This window comes from Halobacillus trueperi, from assembly GCF_003386945.1.
GTDB lineage: Bacteria > Bacillota > Bacilli > Bacillales > Halobacillaceae > Halobacillus > Halobacillus aidingensis.
The window spans coordinates 44,006-70,912 of the sequence record NZ_QUAE01000005.1 but is presented as its reverse complement, the minus strand read 5'-3'; the positions used below and the strand labels follow the sequence as shown (position 1 = coordinate 70,912).

Genomic DNA, 26,907 nt, shown 5'->3' with positions numbered 1-26,907 from the left:
AATAAAAGTTTACAGCCACTTATTCGCAACCAAGCGTTCTGCAATTTGCACGGAATTCCATGCTGCACCTTTTAACAAGTTATCTGATACAACCCATAAATGGAATCCTTTTTCATCATCGAGATCTTTTCTGATTCTGCCGACAAACACATCTCGCTTTTCTGCCGCACTCAATGGTGTCGGGTATGTTTGGGTAGAAGGATCGTCTTCGAGAACGATTCCAGGCGCTTCATTCATCAACTGTTTCACTTCCTCAACCGTAACCCCTTCTTTTTCTACTTCAATATATACACTCTCCGCATGAGATGTGAAGAAAGGAAGGCGTACACAAGTAGCTGCCACAGAAAGATCAGGTGCATGCATGATCTTTTTCGTTTCATTGATCATTTTCATTTCCTCGAATGTATAACCATTATCCTGAAAGACATCAATTTGAGGCAGGGCGTTAAATGCGATCGGATAATGCTTTTTATCTCCTTTAACAGGAAGCAGGTTGGCTTCAAGCTCTTCCCCATTCAAGAAAGATTGAGATTGTTCTCTTAATTCATCAGCTGCTTCATTTCCAGCGCCGGAAACGGCTTGGTAGGTTGAAACAATGACACGGTTCATGCCATAAGCTTTACGGACCGGCTCAAGAGCAGCAACCATTTGAATGGTCGAACAGTTTGGATTGGCAATGATTCCTTTATGTTCCTTGATATCTGCTTCGTTCACTTCAGGTACCACAAGAGGTACACCTTCCGCCATACGGAAAGCGCTCGTATTATCGATGACGACAGCACCGTGTTTAACAGCTTCAGGAGCCAGTTTCTTAGATACAGAACCTCCAGCAGAAAACAAAGCAATGTCCACACCTTTGAAGCTTTCAGGTGTCGCTTCTTCAAGCGTGTATTCTTCACCATTGAACACCATTTTCGATCCTGCTGATCGACTTGATGAGAGAAGCTTTAAGTTTTCAACAGGAAACTTTCGATCTTCCAAAGTTTCCAACATCTTTTGTCCTACGGCTCCAGTCGCCCCGACGACCGCTACATTATATTTTTTCGTTTCACTCATATTAGGCATCCTCTCTTGTATATCATTTGTAAGAATAGTAAGACATGTCACTATTTTTGTTATTTTATCATATTTACAAGAACACCTGGTATGAAAAAAAGAATTAATTCGTATACCTTTCAATTAAAACGGGTTGTCGCTGCTTTCCTTCGAGCGCTGCTTCAATCGTTTCTGGGATTAAAGTCATATCCGCTACCAATGAATTGGGCTTTTTGAAAGGATGATCCTGACCTAGAGGTACAAAGTAAATATTTTTTGTTGCCATAAGACGCATAATGTTTACACCATTCAATCCAAGAGCATCATTTGTTGAAACGGCCACGACAACAGGACTTTCGTTCCTCAAGGTTGCCTTAGCAGCCATCAACACAGGGGAGTCCGTCAATGCATTTGCGAATTTACTAGTCGAATTCCCCGTAAGAGGTGCAATCAGCATGCAGTCCAAAGGACGTTTAGGTCCGAGGGGTTCTGCATCAGGAATCGTCAAAATCGGTTCTTCACCTGTGATTTCTTTTATTTTTTCTAAATGATCGGAAGCATCACCAAAGCGGGTATCCGTATTTTGTACAGTGTAAGATAAAACAGGGACTACGGTGGCTCCGAGATCGACGAGCTCCTGCATGACAGGAAAAACCTCATGGTACGTACAATGGGATCCAGTTAACCCGAATCCAATCACTTTCCCTTTTAACTTAGACATTATTCATTCTCCTTTCGTGAACCTTCCTGAACAATTCGTGACACAACATCTGCTATGATTCTCCCAGCCGTTTTTGGTGCTACGATTCCCGGCAGACCTGGTGCGAGTAATGCTTTAATTCCTCGTTTATCTGCATAACGGAAATCGGTTCCTCCCGGTTTGGATGCGAGATCCAAAATCATCGCATGAGAGGGCAACTGTTTAATGACCGAAGCATCTACGACCAGATATGGAACGGTATTCAGCAAGATGTCACATGACATATCTGCATTCTCTATGTCATTCATATCAATCGTGTCCAGCCCCATTTCATAAACTCTTGCCGCTGCTTTTGAAGAACGTACTCCAACAGATACTTTGGCACCGAGGTGGTCAAACGTGCGTGCAAGACTCATTCCTACCCTTCCAAGACCGAGTACAATGACTTTAGATCCGTGAATCGTAAAATCCGTATGTTGAATGATCAACATGAGCGTCCCTTCTACGGTAGGAATAGAATTATAAATGGCAACATCATCCCGATCCATTAAGGGGATGAGTGTACGATTGGTTTTAGCTGCTAAATCTTTTAAATGATCATTGGCAATTCCAGAAAACACTTGGCAATGGTCGGGTGTCCTTTTCAACCATTCTTCTGACAAATGGATCAGCTGGTTGGAGAATATCCCTTCAATCTTTCCGTCCGAATCCGTCCCCGGTACAGGAAGGATGATGGCATCCAATTTTTCCACCTGCTCGCTGTCGAAGTCAAGGTCAATGGCTTCTCTAAAGCTTTCATTCAGTTGGTCGAACCCAGCCAAATAGACGGTGGCATCCCACTCATTCAACCTTCGAATAAGTTCGATCTGCCGGGCATCGCCCCCTATGACTGCTACATGATATCCTGTTAGCATCCCGGATGTCTCCTTTATCTAGTATCTTATCTCCTTGTATCCTATGCCGGAATGCGGAGTTAGTGATTTCGATTAATAAACAAAAAACACTGCAGCACAGGCTGCAGTGTTCATCGTTTTTTTAAGAGGATCGTTTCCTCACCAATGGTCTCAATTTGACTCCAATCGATCGTCATTGCTTTTTTTGAAGATCCAAACCCAATGAATCCTTGATTCATAATGACCAATGACTTGATCACTCCCGAATCGGGATCAATGATTAAGTCCGCTTTTCCTAGAATTCCTAATTTCTCCCCATTCTCTACATCAATCACTTGTTTTTGGGCTAGAGATTTCATTCTCACTTGGGCTACTCTCCTTCTTCTCTATCTCTCTTCACTCAATAATTTTTGCAGTGAAACCAGTTTATACCCTTTATCTTTAATTCGTTCAATTAGTATTGGAAGGCTTTCCACCGTCACCTCGGTCGGATGCATAAGGATGGTAGCACCATTATGGACCTTGCCCGTGACCCTTGTGATCAGTACATCTGAAGTTGGCTTTTTCCAATCGATCGTATCCACTGTCCACAAGATGGTTTCCATTCCCATTTCATCTGCCGCTTCAACGGTAGCGGTATTAAAGCTTCCAGATGGAGGAGCGAAATACTTCACTTTTTCCTTTGTCAGGGCGAATAAAAGCTCATCCGCTTGTTCTAAATTCGCTTTCGATTGTTCTTTCGTCATTCTTCCCATGTCCTTATGTCTATACCCATGACTCCCGATCGTATGCCCTTCTTCTTCAATCATCTGAACGAGGTGTGTAAAATCGTTCGCAAAGGCTCCATCAATGAAAAAAGTAGCTTTTACTTGGTGCTCATTTAAGATTTTCACCATATCTGGAATGTATTCTTCCCCCCAGGAGACGTTAATTAGAAAAGAAACGGCTTCTTTATCCGGATGACCTCTATAGATCGGAGAAGCGGGTAAATCCTCCAGAGAAACCTCAGGCTTGATCAATTTATAGACATACAATTCAGGATTGTATTTGCCATATTTTTGCATTTTCTTATAAGAGGCTTCGACATCTACTTTCCGGCCAACAAGCCCGGGTGTCTTTTTCCATACAGAATCGATCTTCGCATCCTGTGCTTCCCATTCAAATTCTTCTTTTTCGGCCTGGATTTTTTGGTAGATGGTATCTTCTTTATTGACGGTCACGACATGGTCTGCAGTCAAAAAAGCCATGCCAAACCCTATAAAAAAACAGAGATTGACGCTGAATAATACGATTAATCTGAAGCTCATGGACCATCACCCCTATCTCCATTCTATGGGGCATGTCCTCCTTCTAGACCAATTTTACTTACCATTAGCCATTCCTCCTGCGCACCAATCGCATCAAAAGATCTTCAAAATGGATTTTAGGCATAAAAAAAAGAGACTGGCAAGCCAGTATCTCTTCTTTACGTAACCATATTAGGATTGTTCAACGTTTTCTTGCTTTTTCTTCTCATCGAGAAGGATTGCTTTTCTAGAAAGATTGATTCTTCCCTGGTTATCGATTTCTTTGACCTTCACTTTAATTGTATCACCAAGGGATACGATGTCTTCCACTTTTCCAATGCGCTCTTCAGCCATTTCAGAAATGTGGACAAGCCCTTCTTTTCCTTTGAATAGCTCCACGAAAGCACCGAACTTCTCGATACGTTTCACTTTACCATCGTAAATTTCGCCGACTTCTACTTCACGTACGATATCCTCGATGATTTTCTGTGCTGTTGCATTCATGCTTGCATCTGTAGAAGAAATGAACACCGTTCCATCCTGTTCAATATCGATCTTCACACCAGTATCATCAATGATTTGGTTGATTTGTTTCCCGCTCGGTCCAATAACATCACGAATTTTGTCTGGGTTGATTTTCATCGTCATGATCTTCGGAGCATGTGCTGAAAGTTCTTTGCGTGTTTCAGGAATCGTCTCAAGCATGTGTCCAAGGATTTCCATGCGGCCTTTTTTCGCTTGAGCCAATGCTTCTTCCAGAATTTCTCTGGAAAGACCTTCAATCTTGATATCCATTTGAAGGGCTGTTACTCCTGTTTCAGTTCCTGCAACTTTGAAGTCCATGTCTCCAAGCGCATCTTCCATGCCTTGAATATCTGTAAGGATGGTATAATCATCGCCTGATTTCACAAGACCCATCGCAATACCAGCCACTGGTGCTTTAATTGGAACACCAGCATCCATCATAGCAAGCGTACTTGCGCAAATACTCGCTTGAGAAGTAGATCCGTTTGATTCTAGAACCTCAGAAACCAGTCGGATAGTGTAAGGGAATTCATTCTCAGAAGGAATGACGACCTCAAGTGCACGTTCACCAAGAGCACCGTGCCCGATTTCACGACGACCAGGTCCACGGATCGGGCCTGTTTCTCCGACAGAGAATTTAGGGAAGTTGTAATGGTGCATGAAACGCTTGGACTCTTCAAGATCGAGACCATCGAGGATCTGTACATCTCCAAGAGCTCCAAGGGTACATACACTCAGGGCCTGGGTTTGACCACGTGTGAACAAACCGGAACCATGTGTACGTGGTAGCAATCCTACACGGGAAGTCAGTGGACGGATAACGTCAACACCACGGCCATCCGGACGAATTTTATCTTTCGTAATGAGACGGCGCACTTCCGTTTTCACCATATCTTCTAATATGGATCCTACTTGTTTGATCGTCTCTTCATCTGCTTCTTGCTCTTCATAAGAAGCGATAACGTCAGCTTTCACTTGTGCAATGGCTTCTTCACGAGCTTTCTTTTCTTCTGTTTTGATGGCCTGAACAATAGCTTCTGTTGCTTCTGCTTCTACTTTCTCTTTCAGTTCAGCATCCAGGTCGAACAATTGAACTTCCATCTTTTCACGACCTACAGCTTCAACGATTTCTTCTTGGAAAGCAACTAAGCGCTTAATTTCTTCATGTCCAAACATGATGGCTTCAAGCATGTCCTCTTCAGAAACCTCATTGGCACCCGCTTCAACCATATTGATGGCATCCTTCGTACCCGCTACTGTAAGGTCAATATCGCTTTTCTCTTGTTGTTCAACGGTAGGATTGATGACAAATTCACCATCTACTCGTCCAACGATGACCCCTGCAATCGGTCCTTCAAAAGGAATATCAGACACGCCTAAAGAAATGGAAGACCCTAGCATTGCAGCCATTTCTGAAGAACAATCCTGATCCACACTCATTACGGAGCTGATCACTTGTACATCGTTACGGTACCCATCAGGGAATAGCGGACGAATCGGACGGTCAATCAAACGGGAAGCAAGGACAGCCTTGTCACTTGGACGACCTTCACGTTTAATGAATCCTCCTGGGATTTTACCTACTGCGTAAAGACGCTCCTCATAATTTACTGTCAATGGGAAAAACGGCAGGTCCTTCGGCTCTTTACTGCCGGTAGCTGTGGATAGGACTGTCGTATCTCCGTAATGAATGAGTGCTGCACCATTCGCTTGTTTCGCCAACTCGCCAATTTCTACAGAAAAAGTACGACCGGCAACGTCAATGGAAAACACTTGTTTTTCTTCTGCCATAAAGAACTTAACTCCTCTCGATAACTCTTCTTATTTCATTATAAGGGTTTATTGTCAGTTTACACCCTTCTGTATGTAAACATACAGAAAAAGCGGGAATAACTCCCGCTTTTCCCCATACATTAGCGACGCAAGCCAAGGCTCTTGATTAGCTCACGGTAACGTGTAATGTCCTTATTACGAAGGTAGTTCAATAGGTTACGACGCTTACCTACCATTTTAAGCAATCCACGACGAGAGTGGTGGTCCTGCTTGTGTGTACGCAGGTGCTCGTTCAAAGTAGTGATCTGCTCAGTTAGTACAGCGATTTGTACTTCTGGAGAACCTGTGTCGTTGTCATGAGTTTTGTACTCATTGATTAGTTCTTGTTTACGTTCTTGTGTGATAGCCATTATAGCTACACCTCCTGATAAAATTTAGAATTCCCTTTCCCCGAGCGGACGTCGGAGTTACGTTCCGCCAAGCGAAGGTTCCATATTAAAGGGTACATTTTTTTTGAATGAAATGCAAGGAAAACCAACAAACTCTGATAAAAAACTATGGCTATGTCCCCTAAAGAGGTCAATTTCATTCACCATCTAAAAGTGAGAGCGTTAAAATACACGTACCGGCTTTATGAGGCCGGTTTTTCGTGGATGCTGCTGGTAAATCGCCAAGACCTCTCCAGCATTCATCACTGTAAATTGCTCTTGATGGATATGGGCAGGTTTTTCGAATACTTGACCGTGATTGATTTTTTCGATCTGTTCATCATCCACCTCCCAGGAGGCCATATGAGCGAGTCCCCTGGATAAAGGAAGGAGTAATTGTTCTCCAGAGCTTTCATCTACGACCTGCTGGATTTCATCGAAAGAATAGCAGTCTTCCTTTGTAATGTCTGCGGTCTGTGTCCGTACCAAAGAGGACATGTGAGCGGCATATCCAAGGGCTTTTCCAATGTCTACACATAGCGTTCGCACGTAGGTGCCTTTTGAACAGATCACTCGGAACGAAAAAGTAAAGGTGTCTCCCTCTTGTTTCGGTTCAGGTGAAATCAGTCCGATATGCTTAATGTGCACCTCTCTTGATGGCCTCTCCACTTCCATCCCTTCCCGGGCATATTCATAAAGCTTCTTCCCGTTAACTTTTACAGCAGAGTACATGGGCGGTGTCTGAGTAATCCAGCCTTTAAAAGTTCCAAGTACGCTTTTGATCTTTTCTATGGAAATGAATTCATTTACTGGGGTCGTTTCAACCGTCGCACCTGTTGCATCCTCGGTGTCTGTCGCATACCCGAGTGTTACAGTAGCTTCATACACTTTATCTGTCTCCGTTAAAAAAGGAACGATTTTCGTAGCCTTTCCTACGCAAAGGGGCAATACCCCTTCCACTTCTGGGTCAAGGGTCCCTGTATGACCGACCTTTTTCGTTTTCAACATTCCACGGGCCTTACTGACACAATCATGGGATGTAAAACCCTTTGGCTTCCATAATGGAAGAATCCCGTCCATATACCTCTCACCTCGAAACTTTTTTATCCTATATAAAATCCGTGCTGAACCAGCACGGATTTTTCTGTCAATCTTCCGTATCGTTTAAATCACGAAGAATCGTTTCAATACGATTTCCTCTTTCGATCGCTTCGTCAAACTCAAACATGATTTCCGGTGTCTTACGAAGACGGATTCTCTGGCCGATTTCAGACCGGATGAACCCTTTCGCTTTTGCAAGACCTACGAGGGTATCATGTTTCTGTTTATCATCACCCAATACAGAAATATAAACTTTCGCTTGTTGTAAATCTCCTGTCACTTTCACTTCTGTGACGGTGACGAACCCTACGCGTGGATCCTTGATTTTTTTGCTGATGATGTCACTCATCTCTTTTTTCATCTGTTCTCCAACGCGGTTCGCTCTTAAATCGTTCATGTTTTATTCACCTCTTCTAACCAGACATCATAGCCATTCCTGGTGGGTTTCTGTCCGTTCAAATTCAGGAAATGAGTCGATGAAAGCCAAAGCTTGCTGCATCGTTTGTTCCGCAATCACTTTATCACTAGCGATCGTGACGAGGCCGATCCGAGTTCTTTGCCACAAGTCTTGATATTCAAGTTCACTTACAGCTATGTTGAATTCGTTCCTCAGCCTTGTCATGATGCGTTTCAAAACCGCACGCTTGTTTTTCAGTGATTGCGCATCATAAATGATACCATCCACTTCTGCGCTTACAATCATTTACGCTCGATTTCCTGCATTTCAAATGGTTCAATGATGTCGCCCACTTTAATGTCGTTGAAGTTCTTGATAGTAATTCCACATTCATATCCTTTTTGAACTTCTTTTGCATCATCTTTATAACGTTTCAGTGCATCGATTTCACCTTCGTAAATGACGACACCATCGCGGATGACACGGATACCGGAATTTCGGCCGATTTTACCATCCGTAACGAAAGATCCAGCAATCGTACCAATCTTAGATACTTTGAAGATTTCACGCACTTCCACCTGACCGATGATCTTCTCTTCATATTCTGGATCGAGCATCCCTTTCATAGCTGCTTCGATCTCTTCCATCACCTTGTAAATGATGTTATGAAGGCGGATTTCTACATCTTCCGCTTCAGCTGCTTTTCTAGCATTCCCGTCTGGACGGACGTTAAAACCAATAACGATGGCATTGGAAGCAGAAGCGAGTGTAATGTCAGATTCTGTAATGGCCCCAACACCTGTGTGAATGATTTTAACTTTCACACCTTCCACTTCAATCTTCTCAAGAGATCCGGCAAGAGCTTCTACAGATCCCTGCACGTCCCCTTTAACAATCAGGTTAATTTCTTTAACTTCGCCTTGTTTAATTTGATCAAACAAGTCGTCAAGGCTCACTTTTGCTGTAGAGCCACGGTTTTCTTCCAATTGTTTTTGAGCACGAGCTTCACCGACAGAGCGCGCTTTCTTCTCGTCATCAAAGACTAAGAAACGATCACCTGCCTGTGGAACATTGTTCAATCCGGTAATTTCCACTGGTGTAGATGGCCCGGCAACTTGTACGCGACGACCAATATCGTTCACCATGGCACGTACACGTCCCCAAGTATTTCCTACTACAATGGCATCACTGACATTCAAAGTACCGTTCTGGACCAGCAATGTAGCAACAGGACCGCGTCCTTTATCCAACTCAGCTTCAATAACCGTACCATAAGCAGCACGTTCAGGGTTTGCTTTCAATTCTTCCATCTCAGATACAAGGCCGATCATTTCAACAAGATCGTCGATTCCTTCACCATTGACCGCTGACATTTTGACAAAGATCGTTTCTCCACCAAAGTCTTCAGCAATCAGCTCATATTCCATAAGCTCCTGCATAACACGGTCAGGGTTCGCGCCTTCTTTATCCATCTTATTGACCGCAACAATAATTGGTACTTCTGCTGCTTTCGCGTGACTGATCGCTTCTTTCGTCTGCGGCATTACACCATCGTCAGCAGCAACGACAAGAATGGCGATGTCTGTCACTTGAGCACCACGGGAACGCATGCTAGTGAATGCAGCGTGACCAGGCGTGTCAAGGAAAGTGATCTTCTTGCCTTTATCTTCAATTTGGTATGCACCAATATGCTGAGTAATTCCACCCGCTTCGCCTTCTGTCACCTTCGTGTTGCGGATCTGATCAAGAAGCGTCGTTTTTCCGTGGTCTACGTGTCCCATGATGGTTACGACAGCAGGACGGTCCTTCAAATCTTCCGGTGCGTCATCGAACGTCAGGTTCTCAATGTCTGTCTCGTCAACAATGACCTCTTCTTCAACTTCTACTCCGAACTCTTCACAAATCAATTCGATCGAATCTGCATCCAGTTCCTGGTTGATGGTAGCCATTGTGCCTAGGAACATAAGCTTTTTGATGATGTCTGAAGAATCCTTGTTTAGCTTTTCTGCAAGCTCACCAACCGTCAGGCTGCCTGAATATGTGATCTTTTCAGGTGTCTGCTTTTTAGACTTTTTAGGTGCTTGCTGCTGGGAAGGCTTTTGGTTTTTCTGGTTGTTGTTTCTTTGCTTTTTGTTGGCTGGTTTTTTGTTGTTGTTCGGTTTTTGAGACTTCGATTTATTCTGGTTTTGACCTTTGGATGCTTGCCCTTTTCCAAATGCTTGATCCAGCTTCTTCGCTGCATCCTCCTCCAAAGTGGACATATGGTTGTTCACTTCGATATTCAGATTTTGCAGTTTTTGAATGACTTGTTTACTAGATAGTTCATTTTTCTTTGCATATTCATATACGCGCATTTTACTCATAAAATCTTCACCCCCGAATAGATTCATCGAGTAGCGATTGCAACTTTTTCGCAAATCCTTGGTCAAGAACTGCGATCGCGACTCTCCCTGCCTTTCCGATAGCCTGTGATAATGTCTCTCGATCATCGACTTCATAGCAAGGTATTTCATAGAAACTGCATTTATCTGTCAGCTTCTTCTTTGTTTGTTTCCCTGTATCATTGGCAATGAGAACGAGCTTAGCTTTTCGCTTTTGGATGTCTCGTACGATCGATTCTTCACCGAGCGTACACTTGCCGGCTCTTAAAGCCAGACCCAACAGGTTCAAGTAGCTGCCCTTCATGATGGGTCAGCCTTTACTTTTGCTCTCAATTCCTCATAAATGCTGTCATCCACCTTCGTTTTAAGGTGACGGTTCAGCACCTGCTGCTTTTCAGCCTGTTCAATGACTTGAAGGTCTTTCATGAGATAGGCTCCACGCCCATTCTTTTTTCCTGTGTCGTCCACAAAAACCTCTCCCTCTTTATTGCGTACAACACGGATCAATTGTTGTTTAGGAATCATATCCTGTGTAACGACACATTTTCTTAACGGTTGTTTTTTGGAACGGGTCATCGTTCTCCCCCTCCTTAATCTTCAGACAATTCTTCGTCAAAAACGTCTTCATCTTCAATATCGGTTTCTTCTGTAGAAAGAAGACCTTGTTCACGTGCTTCACTTTCACTCTTAATGTCAATCTTCCAGCCTGTCAACTTAGCCGCAAGACGAGCGTTTTGACCGCGTTTACCGATCGCAAGGGACAGTTGATAGTCAGGAACGATCACTGTTGTCGCCTTATCCTCTTCATCTACAAGCACTTCCACGACCTTTGAAGGGCTTAAGGCATTCGAAACATATTCAACGGGATCCTCTGACCATTGAACAATGTCGATTTTTTCACCCTTCAGTTCATTAACAATGGCTTGTACACGCTGGCCTCTTTGACCTACACAAGAGCCGACCGGATCGATTTCTTGATCTTCTGCATAAACCGAGATTTTCGAACGGTCCCCTGCTTCCCGGGCTACAGACATGACTTCAACAGTACCGTCATATATCTCAGGTACTTCCATCTCAAACAAACGCTTCAAGAGACCCGGGTGTGTACGGGAAACATAGATGTGTGGACCTTTGTTGCTGTTTTCCACCTTTGTCACAAATACTTTGAGGCGATCGTGAACTTCATAGGTCTCTGTCGGCATCTGCTCTCCTTCTGGAAGACGTGCTTCAATTTTACCTAGATTCACATAGACGAAGCGGGGATCTTTTCTTTGGATGATCCCTGTCATGACATCCTCTTCACGATCGACATACTCACCGTAAATGATGCCTCGCTCTGCTTCACGGACACGCTGCGTAACGACTTGCTTAGCCGCTTGGGCTGCGATACGGCCGAAGTCCATAGGTGTCACTTCCACCTCGATGACATCTTCAATCTCATAGTTCGGATCGATGTCTTTCGCTTCTTCTAAAGAAATCTCCTGCTGCGGATCCATGACTTCTTCTACGATTTCTTTTCGCGCAAGGACTTTCATGGCACTTTCTTCTTCATTAATATCCACGCGTACGTTCGTCGCGGAATTGAAGTTTTTCTTATAAGCAGAAATCAATGCTGCTTCAAGTGCTTCCAATAAAAGATTTTTGTCGATGCCTTTTTCCTTCTCTAAATAATTCATGGCATCAAATAGTTCACTACTCAACAGTTTTCTCCCCCTTAATTAAATGTGACAGCTAAATTGGCTTTAGCTATTTTTTGGTATGGTACTTCCAGTTGTTTCTTACGTGTCTTAATACGAATCTCTACGGTTGCCACGGAATTTTCAAAAGACTTCAGTGTCCCTTCAAACTCCTTCTCCCCATCAATCGGTTCGTAGAGTTTCATGTACACATATTCACCGACAAACTTTTCAAAGTCTGCTTCTGTCTTTAGAGGACGTTCCGCCCCAGGTGATGCAACTTCCAGGAAGTACGCAATTTCAATGGGATCTTCTTCATCTAATTTTTCACTCAGTTGTTCAGATACTTGTCCGCATTCTTCTATGTCCACACCGCCTTCTTTATCGATAAAGACGCGAAGGTACCAGTTCTGACCTTCTTTCTTGTACTCGATATCCACAAGTTCGAGGTTCATCTCCTCAAGGATCGGCTGGACAAGACGTTCTGCAACGGATGTAACATGATTGCTCATGCTCTTCCCTCCTTCGAACACAATGTAATGGTTAGTATTTATTATTATGGGATGTATTCGCTCATTTCATTTAAGTAACAGGGGCCAGAATTGCAAGTACCATGAGAAACCGCTATGACATAGATCATAGCGGTTCGTCTCGCGGGTACTAAAAACCCCTCATGCATCGAAGTTTCTCCACAAGCAAGAGGCTGGAATATGACGAAAGAGTGGGTTGCCCCACTCTTTCGTCGTTCGTATCACTCTTCTCACCATAAAAAATATATCATAGATGCGTATTCTATGCAACAAAGGAAGAAATCAACAGCGTTTCCTCCGCCCCTCACTGATGTGGAGCTGAGAAATTAGAAAAGAGACAGTTGGTTTTCATCTGGCATTCCCTCTAAGCATCCGAAATTATCCAGGTACTCCAGAACGGTTTTGGAAATACGGCTCCGTTCTCTCAAATCTTGCTTCGATAAGAATTCGCCTTCTTTTCTTGCATTGACGATATTGATTGCTGCGTTCGTTCCTAAACCGTCGACCGCATTAAACGGTGGAATTAGTTCATTGCCTTCGACAAGGAAGTCTGTAGCACTGGAACGGTACAGATCCACATTCTTGAAAGCATACCCTCTTTCACACATTTCAAGGGATAGTTCAAGGACAGTCATCAAACTCTTTTCTTTTGGAGTGGCATCGAAGCCTTTTTCCTGAATCTCTTTCATGCGCTTACGAATGGCTTCGGAACCTTTCATCATCGTTTCCAGTTCAAAATCACTCGCTCTGACCGTGAAATAGGCTGCATAGAAATAAATCGGATAGTGGACTTTGAAATACGCAATTCTTACCGCCATCAATACATAGGCGGCGGCGTGTGCTTTCGGGAACATGTATTTGATCTTCTTACAAGAATCAATGTACCAGTCCGGCACGCCGTGTTTTTTCATTTCTTCGATCCACTCATCTTGAAGGCCTCGGCCTTTACGAACGAATTCCATAATCTTAAAGGCAAGGGAAGGATCGAGACCTTTATGCATGAGATACACCATGATATCGTCACGGCAGCCAATGACTTCTGGAAGAGTACAGATACCATCATTGATCAGCTGTTCGGCATTTCCAAGCCATACGTCCGTTCCATGTGATAGGCCGGAAATGATGACGAGTTCTGCAAATGTTTTCGGCTTTGTATCTTCAAGCATCTGCCTTACAAAGCGTGTACCAAACTCAGGTACGCCGAGGGTCCCTGTTTTACACATAATTTGATCCGCCGTCACTCCGAGCGCTTCAGGACCGCTGAAAATCTTCATCACTTCAGGATCATCAACCGGGATTTCCTTCTGATCGATTCCACTGAGGTCCTGCAGCATACGAATGACGGTCGGGTCATCGTGTCCAAGTATATCCAGTTTCAAAAGATTATCGTGAATGGAGTGGAAGTCAAAGTGAGTGGTCTTCCACTCGGATTTCGTATCATCTGCTGGAAATTGGATAGGAGAGAAATCATAAATCTCCATATCATCAGGGACAACGATGATCCCTCCTGGGTGCTGTCCGCTTGTCCTTTTCACACCTGTACAACCATGAACAAGACGATCGATTTCAGCATTTTTATAAAGCAGCTGATGATCTCCGGCGTAACCCTTCACATAGCCATAAGCGGTTTTCTCCGCTATCGTACCGATCGTCCCGGCACGGAACACACTATCTTCACCGAATAACTCTTTCGTATAGTTGTGCGCATGGGGCTGATATTCCCCTGAGAAGTTCAAGTCGATATCCGGGACCTTATCCCCTTTAAAGCCTAGGAACGTTTCAAATGGAATGTCCTGCCCGTCTTTTGTTAAAGAAGTGCCACATTCCGGGCAATCTTTTTCTTCGAGGTCAAATCCGCTTCCGACCGATCCGTCTGTGAAAAATTCATTATATTGACAAGACGGACACACGTAATGCGGCGGAAGAGGATTCACCTCTGTAATATCCGTCATCGTGGCAACAAAGGATGAACCGACAGAACCACGTGATCCAACAAGGTACCCATCTTCTAAAGACTTGGTAACAAGTTTTTGTGAAATGAGATAGATTACTGCAAATCCATTTCCGATGATACTATCTAGCTCTTTTTCCAAACGTTTAACGATCAAATCAGGGATAGGCTCTCCATAAATGCTTCGTGCTTTATTGTAGGACATTTCACGGATTTCCTGGTCTGCCCCTTCAATATTAGGCGTGTACAAGTCATCTTTAACGGGTGAAACTTCACCGACCTGCTCGGCTATTTTATGGGTGTTTGTTACGACTAACTCTGTGGCTTTTTCTTTTCCTAAGAAATCAAGCTCATCGATCATTTCATTCGTTGTTTTAAAGTGAACCTCCGGCAGTGTCTGCCTGTTAAGCGGGTTCCCGTTTTGGGACGAAATGAGAATCTGCCGATACTGCTTTTCATGAGGCTCTACGTAGTGAGTGTTACCAGTAGCAACAATTGTTTTACCCATTCGATCCGCCATAGCGACAAGCCTTTTCAAAATATCGAGGATTTGCGCTTCCGTCTGGACAAGATCTTTTTCCAGCAGGTGATAATAGTTTCCTGGTGGTTGAATTTCGATGTAATCATAAAATTCAGCCACCTTCTCTGCCTCTTCCTCGGATTTCTGCATCATCGTTTCAAAAACTTCCCCTTTGTCACACCCGGAACCTACGAGGATTCCCTCCCGGTTTTTGGCCAAAAGGGAGCGTGGGACGCGTGGAACACGGTAGAAATAATTCACATGCGCTTCTGATACGAGACGGTAAATGTTTTTTAATCCTGTGCTGTTTGTGGCAAGCAGCGTACAATGAGAAGGTCTGGAACGTTGGTACGCTTTTCCCTCACCCATATAATCATTCAAATTTTTATGGTTCGTAATCTCTTTTTCCATGGCTCGCTTCACGAGTTTCCATAATAAATAACCCGTTGCTTCTGCGTCATAAATCGCCCGGTGGTGCTGGGTCAACTCAATATCGAATTTCTTACAAAGCGTATTTAAACGGTGGTTCTTTAATTCAGGCACTAGGAAACGAGCGAGCTCTAACGTATCGATGACTGGATTCGTAGACTTTTCCAGGCCGATGTTTTGATAACCGGCATTTAGAAAGCCCATATCGAAACTGGCGTTGTGAGCAACGAGGATGTCTTCTCCCGTCCATTCGTGGAAGTCCTTGAGGACCTGTTCGATTTCCGGGGCATCCTTTACCATGTCATCCGTGATTCCTGTGAGGTCGATCGTTGTTTGAGACAACGGTTGATGTGGGTTAGCGAAGGATTCAAATCGATCGATGATTTCCCCACCCTGCACTTTGACGGCCGCTAGTTCGATAATTTTATCGTATACTGCAGAAAGACCGGTCGTCTCCACGTCAAAAACCACGTAGACGGCGTCCTCAAGCTCCCTGTCCTGTTCCTCGTAAGCAATGGGGACTCCATCATCCACCAAGTTGGCTTCCACACCATAAATGATTTTCACACCATTTTTCTGGCCTGCGGCATGGGCATCCGGATAGGCTTGAACGACCGCATGGTCTGTGATGGCAATAGCTTCGTGTCCCCAATCTGCTGCTTGTTTGATAAGACGTGACGGGGAAACAGGCGCATCCATCGCACTCATCGTGGTATGGGCATGCAATTCAATCCTCTTCTCCCCTTCAGGCGCTTTATCTTCTCGCAATTTCGGTTTCACTTCATTGATGTCATTGGCCATCATCGTTAATTCGTTCGTGAAATTATCTGTCTGGATGCCACCACGCGCTTTGATCCACATGCCCTCTTTCACGTGCTTGAACAGTTCCGCATGATCGTCTCCGCGTGAGAACATTTTGATCGAAAAGGAATCCGTATAATCCGTCACTTTTAAGAGTAATAAATGACGTCCGGAGCGAAGTTCTTTGATTTCGACATCGAAAATATATCCCTGGACAGCAATCTTCTTCTCTTCTTCCTGGATTTCCTCCATTGGGATGATGTCATCTTGAATTTTGTAACCAATCTCAAGCGGCCCTTTTGGTTTGGAGTCGTCTTTATCTTTGGCTCTCTCTTCTTGTTCTTTCACCGCTTGCTGGACAAGTATTTTATCCTCTTTTTGACGTTCTTCCTGAAAACGTTTGATTTGCTCCGTTTCTTCTTTCACTCGTGTTGAAAGCATGAACGAAGGAAGGCCGCATTTGAGACAAAAACTTTTCAAAGGTTCTTCTAACTTTTTCTGTATGGCATGACTTTCGGCTAAGTTCCTGCAAGTTAACATAACCTTATTCCCGTTCACCTCAGGCTGCTGCTCCATCAATAAATCTTTATAGCTTGGTGTTAGGTTCGTTAATGTTTTGATGAAGCTCTGCCAGTATTCAAGCACATCATTAACTGAAAGTTCTTTTTCAGATGTCTCGATCGTCCAGGTCACATCAGCAATTGAACGGAAAGTCGCTATAAGTTTACTTGTAAATAAATCATAAACAGAAGGAGGCAGCGGTTTTGGCATAAGAAAGTGAAAATGCCACAATTTTTGTTCGCGATAAACCACCAGCTTCTGCATGCTGCTGTCTTTAAAGTGAGGCTCTATTAGATCATGCGGGAACTGAATCTGCTCCAGCAAATAGTGCATTTTTTCTTTATTGCTGACACTCAAACGGAATTCCTCCTCTTTCCTAACCCAACACCTGACATGGAAAAACCCTTGCTCTTTCCTTTAGCAAGGGTATAGTTTTCCAAAAAAGTATTAGGCTTTGTACCAGTTCTTAATATATTCTAAGACTTCACTAGTCTCTAATTCATTTTGATCGCCAGTTGCGCGTTCCTTCACTTCAACAACGCCTTCACCGGCACGCTTTCCTACTGTGATCCTTACAGGTACACCGAAAAGGTCGCTGTCGGCAAATTTCACGCCGGCACGTTCTTTACGATCATCATATAAGACTTCGATCCCTGCATCAAGCAGTGTGTCATATAATTGATCTGCCAATTCTTTCTGTTCTTCTTTTTTAGGATTCAATGAAAGCAAATGGACTTGATATGGGGCGATATTCTTCGGCCACGTGATTCCTCTTTCATCGTGGTATTGTTCTACGATTGCTGCAAGTGTACGGGATACACCAATACCGTACGAGCCCATGATCATCGTCTTCGCTTTTCCTTGATCATTAAGGAAGGTCGCATTCATCCGTTCAGAATAAAATTCACCCAGCTTGAAGACATGTCCCACTTCAATGCCCCTGGCAAACTTAATGATGCCCTCTCCATCCGGTGATGGATCTCCTTCTTCAATAAACCGTAAATCGGCATACGTTTTGACCGCAAAGTCTTTTTCTGGGGTTGCATTCTTAAAATGATGGCCCTCTTCATTCGCTCCACAAGATACGTTCACCATGGCTTGTACAGCATGATCAGCGACAACTTCCACTTCTTCAGGTACTCCAATCGGTCCAAGAGAACCGAATCCTGAACCAAGCAGTCGTTTAGTATCTTCTTCGGAAGCAAGTTCAACTATATCCGCATCATAAAGATTTTTCAATTTAACATCATTTACTTCATGATCTCCTCGGGTAAGCGCAAGAACAAATCTCTCATCGACTTGGAAAAGGATCGACTTGATGCCTTCCTGTAAATCATGACCCAGGAATTCGGCAACATCCTTCATCGTCTTTTGACCTGGTGTTTCTACTTTTTCCATCGTTTGAGGAGTCGCTGTAGACTTTTCATACGCCGCCACGACAGGAGCCATTTCAATATTCGCCGCATAGCGAGAAGTATCTGAATAGGCAATGACATCCTCGCCTACTTCAGATAATACCATGAACTCATGGGTATCTTTCCCGCCCATGGCTCCGGAGTCTGCGATGACAGCACGGAAGTTCAACCCGCAGCGTCTGAATACATTCGAGTAGGCTTCGAACATTTTGTCATAGGTTTCATCAAGGCTTTCGTAGGATTCATTGAAAGAGTAGGCATCCTTCATCAAAAACTCTCTTCCACGTAGAAGACCGAAACGAGGACGGGCTTCATCACGGAATTTATTTTGAATTTGGAAAACCGTCAAAGGAAGTTGCTTATAACTTTTCACTTCATGACGCACGAGGCTTGTGATGACTTCCTCATGGGTGGCACCAAGGGCAAACTCCCGATTGTGTCGGTCGTTCAAGCGCATCAGCTCGGAACCGAACGTGGTCCAACGTCCCGTTTCCTTCCAAAGTTCTGAAGGCTCAAGGGCAGGCATCGCCATTTCATGAGCCCCGATTTTCTCCATCTCTTCCCGAACAATATTCTCAACCTTGCTTAATACGCGGCGGCCGATCGGCAGGAAGCTGTAGATGCCTGATGCAATCTGGCGTATGTAACCAGCACGAACGAGGAGCTGGTGGCTCTTGATTTCAGCATCAGCAGGGTTTTCTTTAAGGGTAGGTATTAACATATGACTTTGTCTCATAACATGCACCTCAGTTCTATTTAATTGAAGTTTATTAAAGGAGGAAATCACTAGTCTCAAAGATTCCACTTCTTTATTTGACGTTAATAAAAAGAAGCCAGAAGCCTAGGAATCACCGATCACCTCAGGACTTCCAGCTATAAAAAATCACAAGAATAAACGTTGGATATCGTTCCATGTGACGACGAGCATCAATAACATAAGTAAAGCGAATCCGATGAAGTGAACGATCCCTTCTTTTTGAGGATCGATCGGTTTCCCTCTGAGCCCTTCAAGCCCTACGAATAAGAGACGTCCTCCATCTAAAGCAGGGAGGGGCAGCAAGTTTACAATTCCAAGGTTGATACTCAAGATGGATGTCCACATGACGAAATTCGTGAATCCTGTGCGGACGACCTGGTCTGTGGCATCATAAATTCCGACAGGCCCTGAAAGCATATCTAATGAAAATTGTCCGGTCACTAATTTACCTAGATTCGTTAATATCAATGCTGACCACTCATAGGTCTGCGTAAACCCGAACGTTAATTTCTTTGCAAAAGACTCTTCAAAAGCACGGGCGACACCCACTTGGCCGATGGTCGTTTCTCTACTTTCAACGGCGGCAGGAGTGATGTTCAACTGCTGAGTGGCACCCTCACGATTGATCGTCAATGTCACTTCTTCGTCAGGATGAGCTCGAATGATGGTGGTGAACTCTTCCCACGTACTGACAGATTCGCCGTCCACAGCAACGACTTCATCACCAGCCTGTAGATCAGCCTGTGAGGCCGGGGAGTTCTCCTGAATCTCTCCGAGTTTTGCTTCGTTCGAAGGGACCCCTTGAATGAAGCCAAGAATCATGAACAAAACAATCGCTAAGACGAAGTTCATCATTGGTCCTGCGAAAAGCTGCATCGCACGCTGCGGAACAGATTTCGATGCAAATTGACGGTTGTAAGGAGCAATTTGTGTTTCTTTTTCATCCATGACGAACATCGCTTTCGGGTCGACTTCAAAGAAGAGCTTTTCATCTTCATCGATTTCGTAACCTTCAATGACAAGGCGATGATCTAAGTCCGCGCGTTCGACTTCAATGACTCGCGCATGTGGATGCTTGTCTTTATTGTTTACGATGATTTTATTTACTTTTCCAGCTTCATTGAATTCAAGACCGATATGGTGGCCTGCTTTCAAATCAACGATTTCTGGATCTTCGCCTGCAACTCGAACATAGCCGCCAATGGGAAGAAGACGAATCGTATAAAGAGTTTCATTTCGAGTGAATGCAAAAATCTTAGGTCCAAATCCTATCGCAAATTCCCTTGCGAGCATTCCCGATCGTTTGGCAAATATGAGATGCCCCCACTCATGTACGAACACCAAAAGTCCGAACATAAGAATAAATGCAACCACTGTAGTCAAATGAAGCACCTTCCTTTTTCAGCTCTAATCGTTCTACAGGATGTGTATAGCGGAAGTGAACCATCATCGTTAGACGGTCGCATGAACTTCTCCAACAACCAGAGCTCTTAATTTATTTGGAAACGAACTCTTTCCCTCGTTTCCTTATCAATAGAAATTATGGTAGACAAGTCAGGGTTATGAATCCTGTCGTGGTTTTCTAATGCTTGTTCGATGTATTTTTCAATATCAAGAAAAGAAATTTTGCCTTCTAGGAACTGCTGGACAGCTTCTTCGTTTGCCGCATTCAAGACCGTCGGCATCGAGCCCCCTGCTCTCCCTGCTTCAAATGCCATCCTTAAACAAGGAAAACGATCCATGTCCATCTTTTGAAAATTCAAAGTAGCGATCTCTTCCAAGTTCAAGTTTTTCGTGATTGGAAGCTCTTTTCGTTCTGGGTAAGTCAATGCGTATTGTATAGGCACTTTCATATCCGGCGTTCCCAGCTGGGCAATGACATTACGGTCCACATATTCAACCATGGAATGGATGACACTTTCTCTATGAAGAATAACATGAATCTGGTCATAAGGTACATCGAAAAGCCAATGCGCCTCAATAACTTCTAATCCTTTGTTCATCATCGAGGCAGAATCAATGGTGATTTTCGCTCCCATCTTCCAATTCGGATGGTTCAATGCATCATCCACCGTGACTCCAACTAGTTCTTCCCTTGTTTGATCACGGAAGCTTCCACCAGATGCAGTAATGATGAGTTTATTGATGTCTCTCCTCTGTTCCCCATTCAAAGCTTGAAAAATAGCCGAATGCTCACTGTCTACAGGGAGGAGGTTAACATCATGTTTTTTAGCTTCTTCCATGACTAGATGACCAGCCGTCACGAGCGTTTCTTTATTCGCAATCGCGATTTGTTTCTTTGATTGAATCGCTTTTAAAGTAGCAGGTAAGCCGATACTCCCCATGACTGCATTAACAACCACATCTACAGGTTCGGCTACACTCGCCTCAATTAAACCCTCCCTACCACAAAGAATCTGTGGATGGGCGATCTCTTTTTCCAGCTTTCTCTTTGTTTCTTCATCTTGAACGACGATCATGGAAGGTTCGAACTCTCGGATCAGAGGAAGAGCTTTTTCGACGTTTCTGCCAAACCCCATGGCATATAAAGAAAATTGATCTGGGTGCAAGCGAAGAACATCAAGGGTTTGAATACCAATCGAACCCGTTGCCCCAAGTAATGATACTTGCTTCATTGTTCCACGGCCCCTCTCTCCTATGAAATAAAGTTAATCAAATGCAGGATGGGTAAAATGAAGATCAAACTGTCGAACCGATCCAACACACCCCCGTGCCCGGGCAGGATTTTTCCGGAATCTTTGACTGCATAGTGACGCTTGAATGCAGATTCCACGAGGTCACCGATCTGACCTGCAATCGATACAAGTACAGTGACGAGTAACACGATAATCAAGGAATGCTCAAGAGGATGAACCAACTGGAAAATCAAAGCGACGACACAGGCAAGGATGATTCCTCCGACTGAACCCTCAATCGTTTTCTTCGGACTGATTTGCGGCCAAAGCTTGTGTTTGCCTAAAGCACGACCGAACAAGTAGGCGCCTGTATCTGTCGCCCACACGACAAATAATGCAAAGAAGATATATTCCAGCCCTTCTTCTCGTGTCTCCATTAGATAATTGAATCCCATTCCAATGTAGATCGCTGATAATAAAAGAAATCCAGCATCATCAAAAGTGAAACGGTTTTTGACGAGCACTGTGTAACTCAAAAGCACAAGTACCGCCAGCAATGTAATCTCGGATTTTGTAATGATGTCCCCAGAGGTAATGGATTCATCGAACACCTCATATGGAAACATCAGGGCCCACATGAGAAGCAAGCCGAGTCCAGAAGCTACCGAATAGCGGGCAATCTTTTTCATACGTACGAGCTCAAGTAGGGCGATGCTTGCAATGATATACACAAAAGCCTTAAAAGGCCAACCTCCCAACATGACGATTGGAAGGAAAATGAGTGCTGCAACGATGGCTGTAATTGTTCTTTGTTTCATAAGTCTTTTTCACACCTTATACTCCGCCGAAACGACGTTTACGATTTTGGAAGTCATAAAGAGCTTTTTCAAAATGACTTTCATCAAAGTCCGGCCAGTAAACTTCTGTAAACCAGAATTCAGCATAGGCCAGCTGCCATAATAAGAAGTTTGACAACCTTTGTTCTCCACTTGTCCGGATAAGCAGATCAGGTTCAATCAACTCTGACGTGTACAATTCCTTAGAGAACATGGATTCATCAATATCGGATATGTCCACTTCTCCGTCTTGTACTTTAGAAGCAATTTGCTTGACTGCATGCACCATCTCATAACGACTTCCATAATTTAGCGCAAAATTGAGGATCAGCCCATCATTGTCCTTCGTTTTTTCCATCGCTTCTTTGACAGCCTTTTGAGTATGTGCAGGCAGGACGTCAAAATCACCGATGGTCCGGACTTGGACATTTCTCTCGATCAGTTCAGGCAAATATGTACTTAGAAAATCGACAGGGAGCTTCATAAGGAAGTCTACCTCATTTTTCGGGCGTTTCCAATTTTCCGTAGAAAAAGCATAAAGGGTAAGAACCTTCACACCGATATCTGAAGCATAGCGAACGATTCTCTTCACAACACCCATGCCCTCTTTATGACCGGCAATCCGAGGCATTCCTCTATTCTTCGCCCATCGTCCATTTCCGTCCATAATGATCGCCACATGTTTTGGAATATGGTTTTCTTCAAGGCCTAATGGCTCGGTACTGGGCTGCTTTTTATCTTTTTTGAATGGAAACTTGATAGGCATGTTCAATCCTCCAGTCCAATTGTTCCATCTATTTATTATATACTAAATCCAATAAAAATGCCGATATCCTATAAAGTGAGTGTTTAAAACAAAGGCTCAAGGTACGCAATAGTCAACACGGAACGAATAATTAAAAGGCCTGTGGGAAGAGCTCTTCTCTTCACCAGACAAATGGATTATGTCGAGGGTGTCTGTGCGCTCTTAGCGGATGCCTCCTTATAGGACAATGAATGTTTAATTCCCTAAACTAAAATAAAAGCCGCGCTGCCAAACATCTACAGCGCGGCTTGATACACCTTAAGGCATATAGAATTGGAGAATCAAACTTCCATGATTTCCTCTTCTTTTGTTTTTGCAAGTTGATCGATTTTCTCAACGTGCTGGTCTGTGACCTTCTGAACGTCATCCTGATAAGAACGAAGATCATCTTCCGTTAGCTCACCATCTTTTTCAAGCTTTTTCAGACGGTCGTTGGAATCACGACGAATGTTACGGATTTGTACCTTCGCTTCTTCTGAATATTTCCCTACAACTTTGGCAAGGTCTTTACGACGTTCTTCTGTCAGCGCAGGAATGTTGATTCGTACTACATTACCATCACTAGAAGGAGACAAGCCAAGATCCGCTTTCTGGATCGCTTTTTCAATTTCTGCAATCGCACTCTTGTCATAAGGTGTAATGACAAGCAAGCGTGGTTCTGGTGCAGAGACTTGTGCTAGTTGATTAAGTGGAGTCGCCGCTCCATAGTAATCCACATACACGTTATCAAGGATTGAAGGATTCGCACGACCTGCGCGGACCGTTGCAAGCTGACGAGAGAAAGCTTGTGTGGCTTGTTCCATTTGTTGCTTCGTTTCGTTAATTACAGCATCAGACATGATTATTTCCCCCTCACAATTGTTCCAATATTTTCGCCCATTACGGCTTTCTTGATGTTTCCGTCTTCTGTTATTGAGAATACCAATAAATCGATATCGTTGTCCATACATAATGATGAAGCTGTAGAATCCATAACCCCAAGACCTTCGTTCAAAACGTCCATGTAAGAGAGCTGATCGTACTTCACAGCATCTTCATTGGTTTTAGGATCATCCGTATACACGCCATCTACATTGTTCTTCGCCATTAAGATCACATCCGCTTCCACTTCTGCGGCTCTTAGAGCAGCTGTCGTGTCTGTAGAGAAGTATGGGTTCCCTGTCCCAGCCGCAAAAATGACGACGCGTTTCTTTTCTAGATGACGAATCGCTTTCCTGCGGATGTAAGGTTCCGCTACTTGTCTCATTTCAATGGAAGTTTGGACACGGGTCGGAATCCCTAAGTTTTCCAGACTATCTTGAAGGGCAAGTGAGTTCATGACCGTTGCCAGCATCCCCATATAATCAGCGTTTGCGCGATCCATTCCCATCTCGGCTCCTACTTTACCGCGCCAGATGTTTCCACCTCCGACGACGACAGCGACTTCCACACCGAGTTCAGCCACTTCTTTGACCTGACGGGAGACTGATTTAATGATGCTGGGTTCTAGTCCAAACCCTGCTTCTCCACTTAAAGCCTCTCCACTTAGTTTTAATACGATACGACGATAGCGAGCAGTAGTCATAGTTACCTCCCGTGTTTTAACTGTATTCCACTACATTTTCTTGCATATGGATCTGCAATTATGTAGCATGTTTGAAAATAGGGAACACCGGCAGTGTCCCCTATTTTTCATGTTCATTATTTTTTAACTTGGTTCATAACTTCATCAGCAAAGTTTTCTTCGCGTTTTTCCATACCTTCACCAACTTCGAAGCGATCGAAACCAGTGATTTGACCACCAGTAGAGGCTACGAATTGTTTTACTTTCTGGTCTGGATCTTTAACGAAGCTTTGGTCAAGCAGGCAGATTTCTTCGAAGAACTTGTTCAAACGGCCTTCGACCATTTTCTCAACGATGTTTTCAGGCTTGCCTTCGTTCATCGCTTGAGTCTTAAGCATTTCACGTTCTTTATCTGCTTCTTCTTGTGGAATTTCGTCACGGGAGACGTAACGAGGGTTTACAGCGGCTACGTGCATCGCAACGTCTTTCGCTGCAGACTCATCTGTAGAGCCTTCAAGGACAGTCAACACACCGATGTTTCCGCCCATGTGAAGGTAAGCACCAAATGCATCGTTATCGGTCTTTTCTTTAATTACGAAACGACGAAGGGAAATCTTTTCACCGATTTTCGCTACGCGTTCAGTAATATAGCTGCTAAGTACTTCTCCATCACCGTGAAGCTTCTGCTCTAGAGCCTCTTCAACTGTTGCAGGCTTCTGAGAAAGCAAGTGCTGACCAAGATCTTTAAGCAAATCTTTGAACTGATCGTTCTTCGTAACGAAGTCTGTTTCACAGTTCACTTCGAAAAGTACAGCCGTGTTACCGGAAATTTCGATTGCAGCAGAACCTTCTGCAGCAATACGGTCAGCTTTCTTAGCTGCCTTGGAAATTCCCTTCTCACGCAACCATTCCATTGCTTTGTCCATGTCACCATCAGTTTCAGTGAGTGCTTTCTTACAGTCCATCATTCCAGCACCCGTTTTTTCACGAAGTTCTTTTACCATTTTAGCATTTACAGCCATTGTAAAGCCTCCTTATTAGTTGCATATAAGTATAGCTCTTGCGTTTCAGGACGCTTGAGCTGTTACGGATTCTTTAAAAAAGGTGATAAAGGTATACCCCCTTATCACCTTTTGACCCTTCTTACTCTTGAGCAGCTTCTACAGCAGCTTCAGTTTCTTCCGTTGTTTCTGTTTCTTCCCCTTGTTTCGCTTCAAGGACAGCGTCTGCCATCTTAGAAGTCAACAATTTAACGGCACGGATTGCATCATCGTTCGCAGGGATGACATAATCGATTTCGTCTGGGTCACAGTTTGTATCAACGATACCTACAACTGGAATATTCAATTTGTGAGCTTCAGCAATCGCGATGCGCTCTTTACGAGGATCGATAACGAACATTGCGTCCGGAATGCTCTTCATTTCTTTAATACCGCCAAGGAATTTAACAAGACGATCTTTTTCTTTAAGCATATCGACCACTTCTTTTTTAGGAAGTACATCGAAAGTACCGTCTTCTTCCATGCGCTCAATGTCTTTAAGACGGTTGATACGCTTACGGATCGTTTCAAAGTTTGTCAGGGTACCACCCAACCAACGTTGGTTGATGTAATACATGCCACAACGAGTCGCCTCGTCACGAACTGTATCCTGAGCTTGTTTTTTAGTACCTACGAAAAGAATGTTACCGCCGTCAGCAGCGACCTCTTTTACATAGTTGAATGCTTCATCAACTTTCTTGACCGTTTTTTGCAGGTCGATGATGTAGATCCCGTTACGCTCCGTGAAGATGTACTTTTTCATCTTTGGATTCCAGCGACGGGTTTGGTGTCCAAAATGAACACCAGCTTCTAGTAGCTGTTTCATAGAAATTACAGACATGATAGTTCCTCCTGTTTTGGTTTTTTTAGTATCCTCCGCCTCTTTCA

General features: G+C 43.9%; 25 protein-coding genes. All 25 read right to left on the bottom strand.

The window, feature by feature from the left end:
* Nucleotides 1-9: 9 nt before the first annotated feature.
* Nucleotides 10-1,056, bottom strand: coding sequence for an aspartate-semialdehyde dehydrogenase (asd, locus tag DYE48_RS08285; RefSeq protein ID WP_089652364.1), 1,047 nt, complete (start codon nucleotides 1,054-1,056; stop codon nucleotides 10-12).
* A 103-nt stretch (nucleotides 1,057-1,159) separates the two neighbouring features.
* Complete coding sequence (locus DYE48_RS08280; protein WP_115823219.1) at nucleotides 1,160-1,756, bottom strand: dipicolinate synthase subunit B; 597 nt, start codon at nucleotides 1,754-1,756, stop codon at nucleotides 1,160-1,162.
* The gene (gene dpaA / locus DYE48_RS08275; protein ID WP_115823218.1) at nucleotides 1,756-2,649 is read right to left on the bottom strand and encodes a dipicolinic acid synthetase subunit A; all 894 of its coding nucleotides are present in this window, start codon (nucleotides 2,647-2,649) and stop codon (nucleotides 1,756-1,758) included. Before dpaA ends, DYE48_RS08280 begins: the two co-directional genes overlap by 1 nt.
* A 110-nt stretch (nucleotides 2,650-2,759) precedes the next feature.
* Nucleotides 2,760-2,987, bottom strand: a complete 228-nt coding sequence (locus DYE48_RS08270) for a YlmC/YmxH family sporulation protein (RefSeq protein ID WP_244157172.1) — start codon at nucleotides 2,985-2,987, stop codon at nucleotides 2,760-2,762.
* Nucleotides 2,988-3,014: 27 nt separating this feature from the next.
* Nucleotides 3,015-3,935, bottom strand: coding sequence for a polysaccharide deacetylase family protein (locus DYE48_RS08265; protein WP_115823217.1), 921 nt, complete (start codon nucleotides 3,933-3,935; stop codon nucleotides 3,015-3,017).
* 171 nt (nucleotides 3,936-4,106) lie between these two features.
* Nucleotides 4,107-6,230, bottom strand: a complete 2,124-nt coding sequence (pnp, locus tag DYE48_RS08260; protein WP_089652369.1) for a polyribonucleotide nucleotidyltransferase — start codon at nucleotides 6,228-6,230, stop codon at nucleotides 4,107-4,109.
* Between the two features lie 122 nt (nucleotides 6,231-6,352).
* A complete protein-coding gene (gene rpsO / locus DYE48_RS08255; RefSeq protein ID WP_089652370.1) occupies nucleotides 6,353-6,622 on the bottom strand; it encodes a 30S ribosomal protein S15 in 270 nt (89 codons plus the stop codon).
* A gap of 201 nt (nucleotides 6,623-6,823) precedes the next feature.
* The gene (truB, locus tag DYE48_RS08250) at nucleotides 6,824-7,720 is read right to left on the bottom strand and encodes a tRNA pseudouridine(55) synthase TruB (protein WP_115823216.1); all 897 of its coding nucleotides are present in this window, start codon (nucleotides 7,718-7,720) and stop codon (nucleotides 6,824-6,826) included.
* A gap of 67 nt (nucleotides 7,721-7,787) precedes the next feature.
* Nucleotides 7,788-8,138 carry a 30S ribosome-binding factor RbfA gene (gene rbfA, locus DYE48_RS08245; RefSeq protein ID WP_089652372.1) on the bottom strand — a complete coding sequence of 117 codons (351 nt, stop codon included), beginning with the start codon at nucleotides 8,136-8,138 and terminating at the stop codon, nucleotides 7,788-7,790.
* Between the two features lie 27 nt (nucleotides 8,139-8,165).
* Nucleotides 8,166-8,444 carry a DUF503 domain-containing protein gene (locus DYE48_RS08240; protein WP_089652373.1) on the bottom strand — a complete coding sequence of 93 codons (279 nt, stop codon included), beginning with the start codon at nucleotides 8,442-8,444 and terminating at the stop codon, nucleotides 8,166-8,168.
* The gene (gene infB, locus DYE48_RS08235) at nucleotides 8,441-10,501 is read right to left on the bottom strand and encodes a translation initiation factor IF-2 (protein ID WP_115823215.1); all 2,061 of its coding nucleotides are present in this window, start codon (nucleotides 10,499-10,501) and stop codon (nucleotides 8,441-8,443) included. The genes DYE48_RS08240 and infB overlap by 4 nt, the downstream gene beginning before the upstream one ends.
* A 7-nt stretch (nucleotides 10,502-10,508) precedes the next feature.
* Nucleotides 10,509-10,823: a YlxQ family RNA-binding protein gene (locus DYE48_RS08230; protein WP_089652375.1), complete on the bottom strand. Its 315-nt coding sequence runs from the start codon at nucleotides 10,821-10,823 to the stop codon at nucleotides 10,509-10,511.
* The gene (rnpM, locus tag DYE48_RS08225; protein ID WP_115823214.1) at nucleotides 10,820-11,095 is read right to left on the bottom strand and encodes an RNase P modulator RnpM; all 276 of its coding nucleotides are present in this window, start codon (nucleotides 11,093-11,095) and stop codon (nucleotides 10,820-10,822) included. The genes DYE48_RS08230 and rnpM overlap by 4 nt, the downstream gene beginning before the upstream one ends.
* 14 nt (nucleotides 11,096-11,109) lie before the next feature.
* Nucleotides 11,110-12,219, bottom strand: a complete 1,110-nt coding sequence (gene nusA, locus DYE48_RS08220; RefSeq protein WP_115823213.1) for a transcription termination factor NusA — start codon at nucleotides 12,217-12,219, stop codon at nucleotides 11,110-11,112.
* Nucleotides 12,220-12,233: 14 nt separating this feature from the next.
* Nucleotides 12,234-12,707, bottom strand: a complete 474-nt coding sequence (rimP, locus tag DYE48_RS08215) for a ribosome maturation factor RimP (RefSeq protein WP_089652378.1) — start codon at nucleotides 12,705-12,707, stop codon at nucleotides 12,234-12,236.
* Between the two features lie 344 nt (nucleotides 12,708-13,051).
* Entirely contained in the window at nucleotides 13,052-17,344 is a 4,293-nt protein-coding gene (locus tag DYE48_RS08210) for a PolC-type DNA polymerase III (protein WP_115823212.1), read from the bottom strand.
* A gap of 90 nt (nucleotides 17,345-17,434) precedes the next feature.
* On the bottom strand, nucleotides 17,435-19,138 hold the full coding sequence (locus DYE48_RS08205) for a proline--tRNA ligase (RefSeq protein ID WP_115823211.1): 1,704 nt from the start codon (nucleotides 19,136-19,138) through the stop codon (nucleotides 17,435-17,437).
* Nucleotides 19,139-19,285: 147 nt separating this feature from the next.
* The gene (gene rseP, locus DYE48_RS08200) at nucleotides 19,286-20,542 is read right to left on the bottom strand and encodes an RIP metalloprotease RseP (protein ID WP_115823210.1); all 1,257 of its coding nucleotides are present in this window, start codon (nucleotides 20,540-20,542) and stop codon (nucleotides 19,286-19,288) included.
* Nucleotides 20,543-20,649: 107 nt separating this feature from the next.
* The gene (gene dxr / locus DYE48_RS08195) at nucleotides 20,650-21,795 is read right to left on the bottom strand and encodes a 1-deoxy-D-xylulose-5-phosphate reductoisomerase (protein ID WP_115823209.1); all 1,146 of its coding nucleotides are present in this window, start codon (nucleotides 21,793-21,795) and stop codon (nucleotides 20,650-20,652) included.
* A gap of 20 nt (nucleotides 21,796-21,815) precedes the next feature.
* Nucleotides 21,816-22,613, bottom strand: a complete 798-nt coding sequence (locus DYE48_RS08190; RefSeq protein WP_089652383.1) for a phosphatidate cytidylyltransferase — start codon at nucleotides 22,611-22,613, stop codon at nucleotides 21,816-21,818.
* Nucleotides 22,614-22,629: 16 nt separating this feature from the next.
* Nucleotides 22,630-23,397, bottom strand: a complete 768-nt coding sequence (locus DYE48_RS08185; protein ID WP_115823208.1) for an isoprenyl transferase — start codon at nucleotides 23,395-23,397, stop codon at nucleotides 22,630-22,632.
* Nucleotides 23,398-23,717: 320 nt separating this feature from the next.
* Nucleotides 23,718-24,275: a ribosome recycling factor gene (gene frr, locus DYE48_RS08180; RefSeq protein WP_089652385.1), complete on the bottom strand. Its 558-nt coding sequence runs from the start codon at nucleotides 24,273-24,275 to the stop codon at nucleotides 23,718-23,720.
* Nucleotides 24,276-24,277: 2 nt separating this feature from the next.
* Complete coding sequence (gene pyrH, locus DYE48_RS08175) at nucleotides 24,278-25,000, bottom strand: UMP kinase (RefSeq protein ID WP_089652386.1); 723 nt, start codon at nucleotides 24,998-25,000, stop codon at nucleotides 24,278-24,280.
* A gap of 116 nt (nucleotides 25,001-25,116) precedes the next feature.
* Nucleotides 25,117-26,001 (bottom strand): translation elongation factor Ts, encoded by an 885-nt coding sequence (tsf, locus tag DYE48_RS08170; protein ID WP_089652387.1) that lies wholly within the window; start codon nucleotides 25,999-26,001, stop codon nucleotides 25,117-25,119.
* A 121-nt stretch (nucleotides 26,002-26,122) separates the two neighbouring features.
* Entirely contained in the window at nucleotides 26,123-26,860 is a 738-nt protein-coding gene (gene rpsB, locus DYE48_RS08165) for a 30S ribosomal protein S2 (RefSeq protein ID WP_089652388.1), read from the bottom strand.
* Nucleotides 26,861-26,907: the final 47 nt, after the last annotated feature.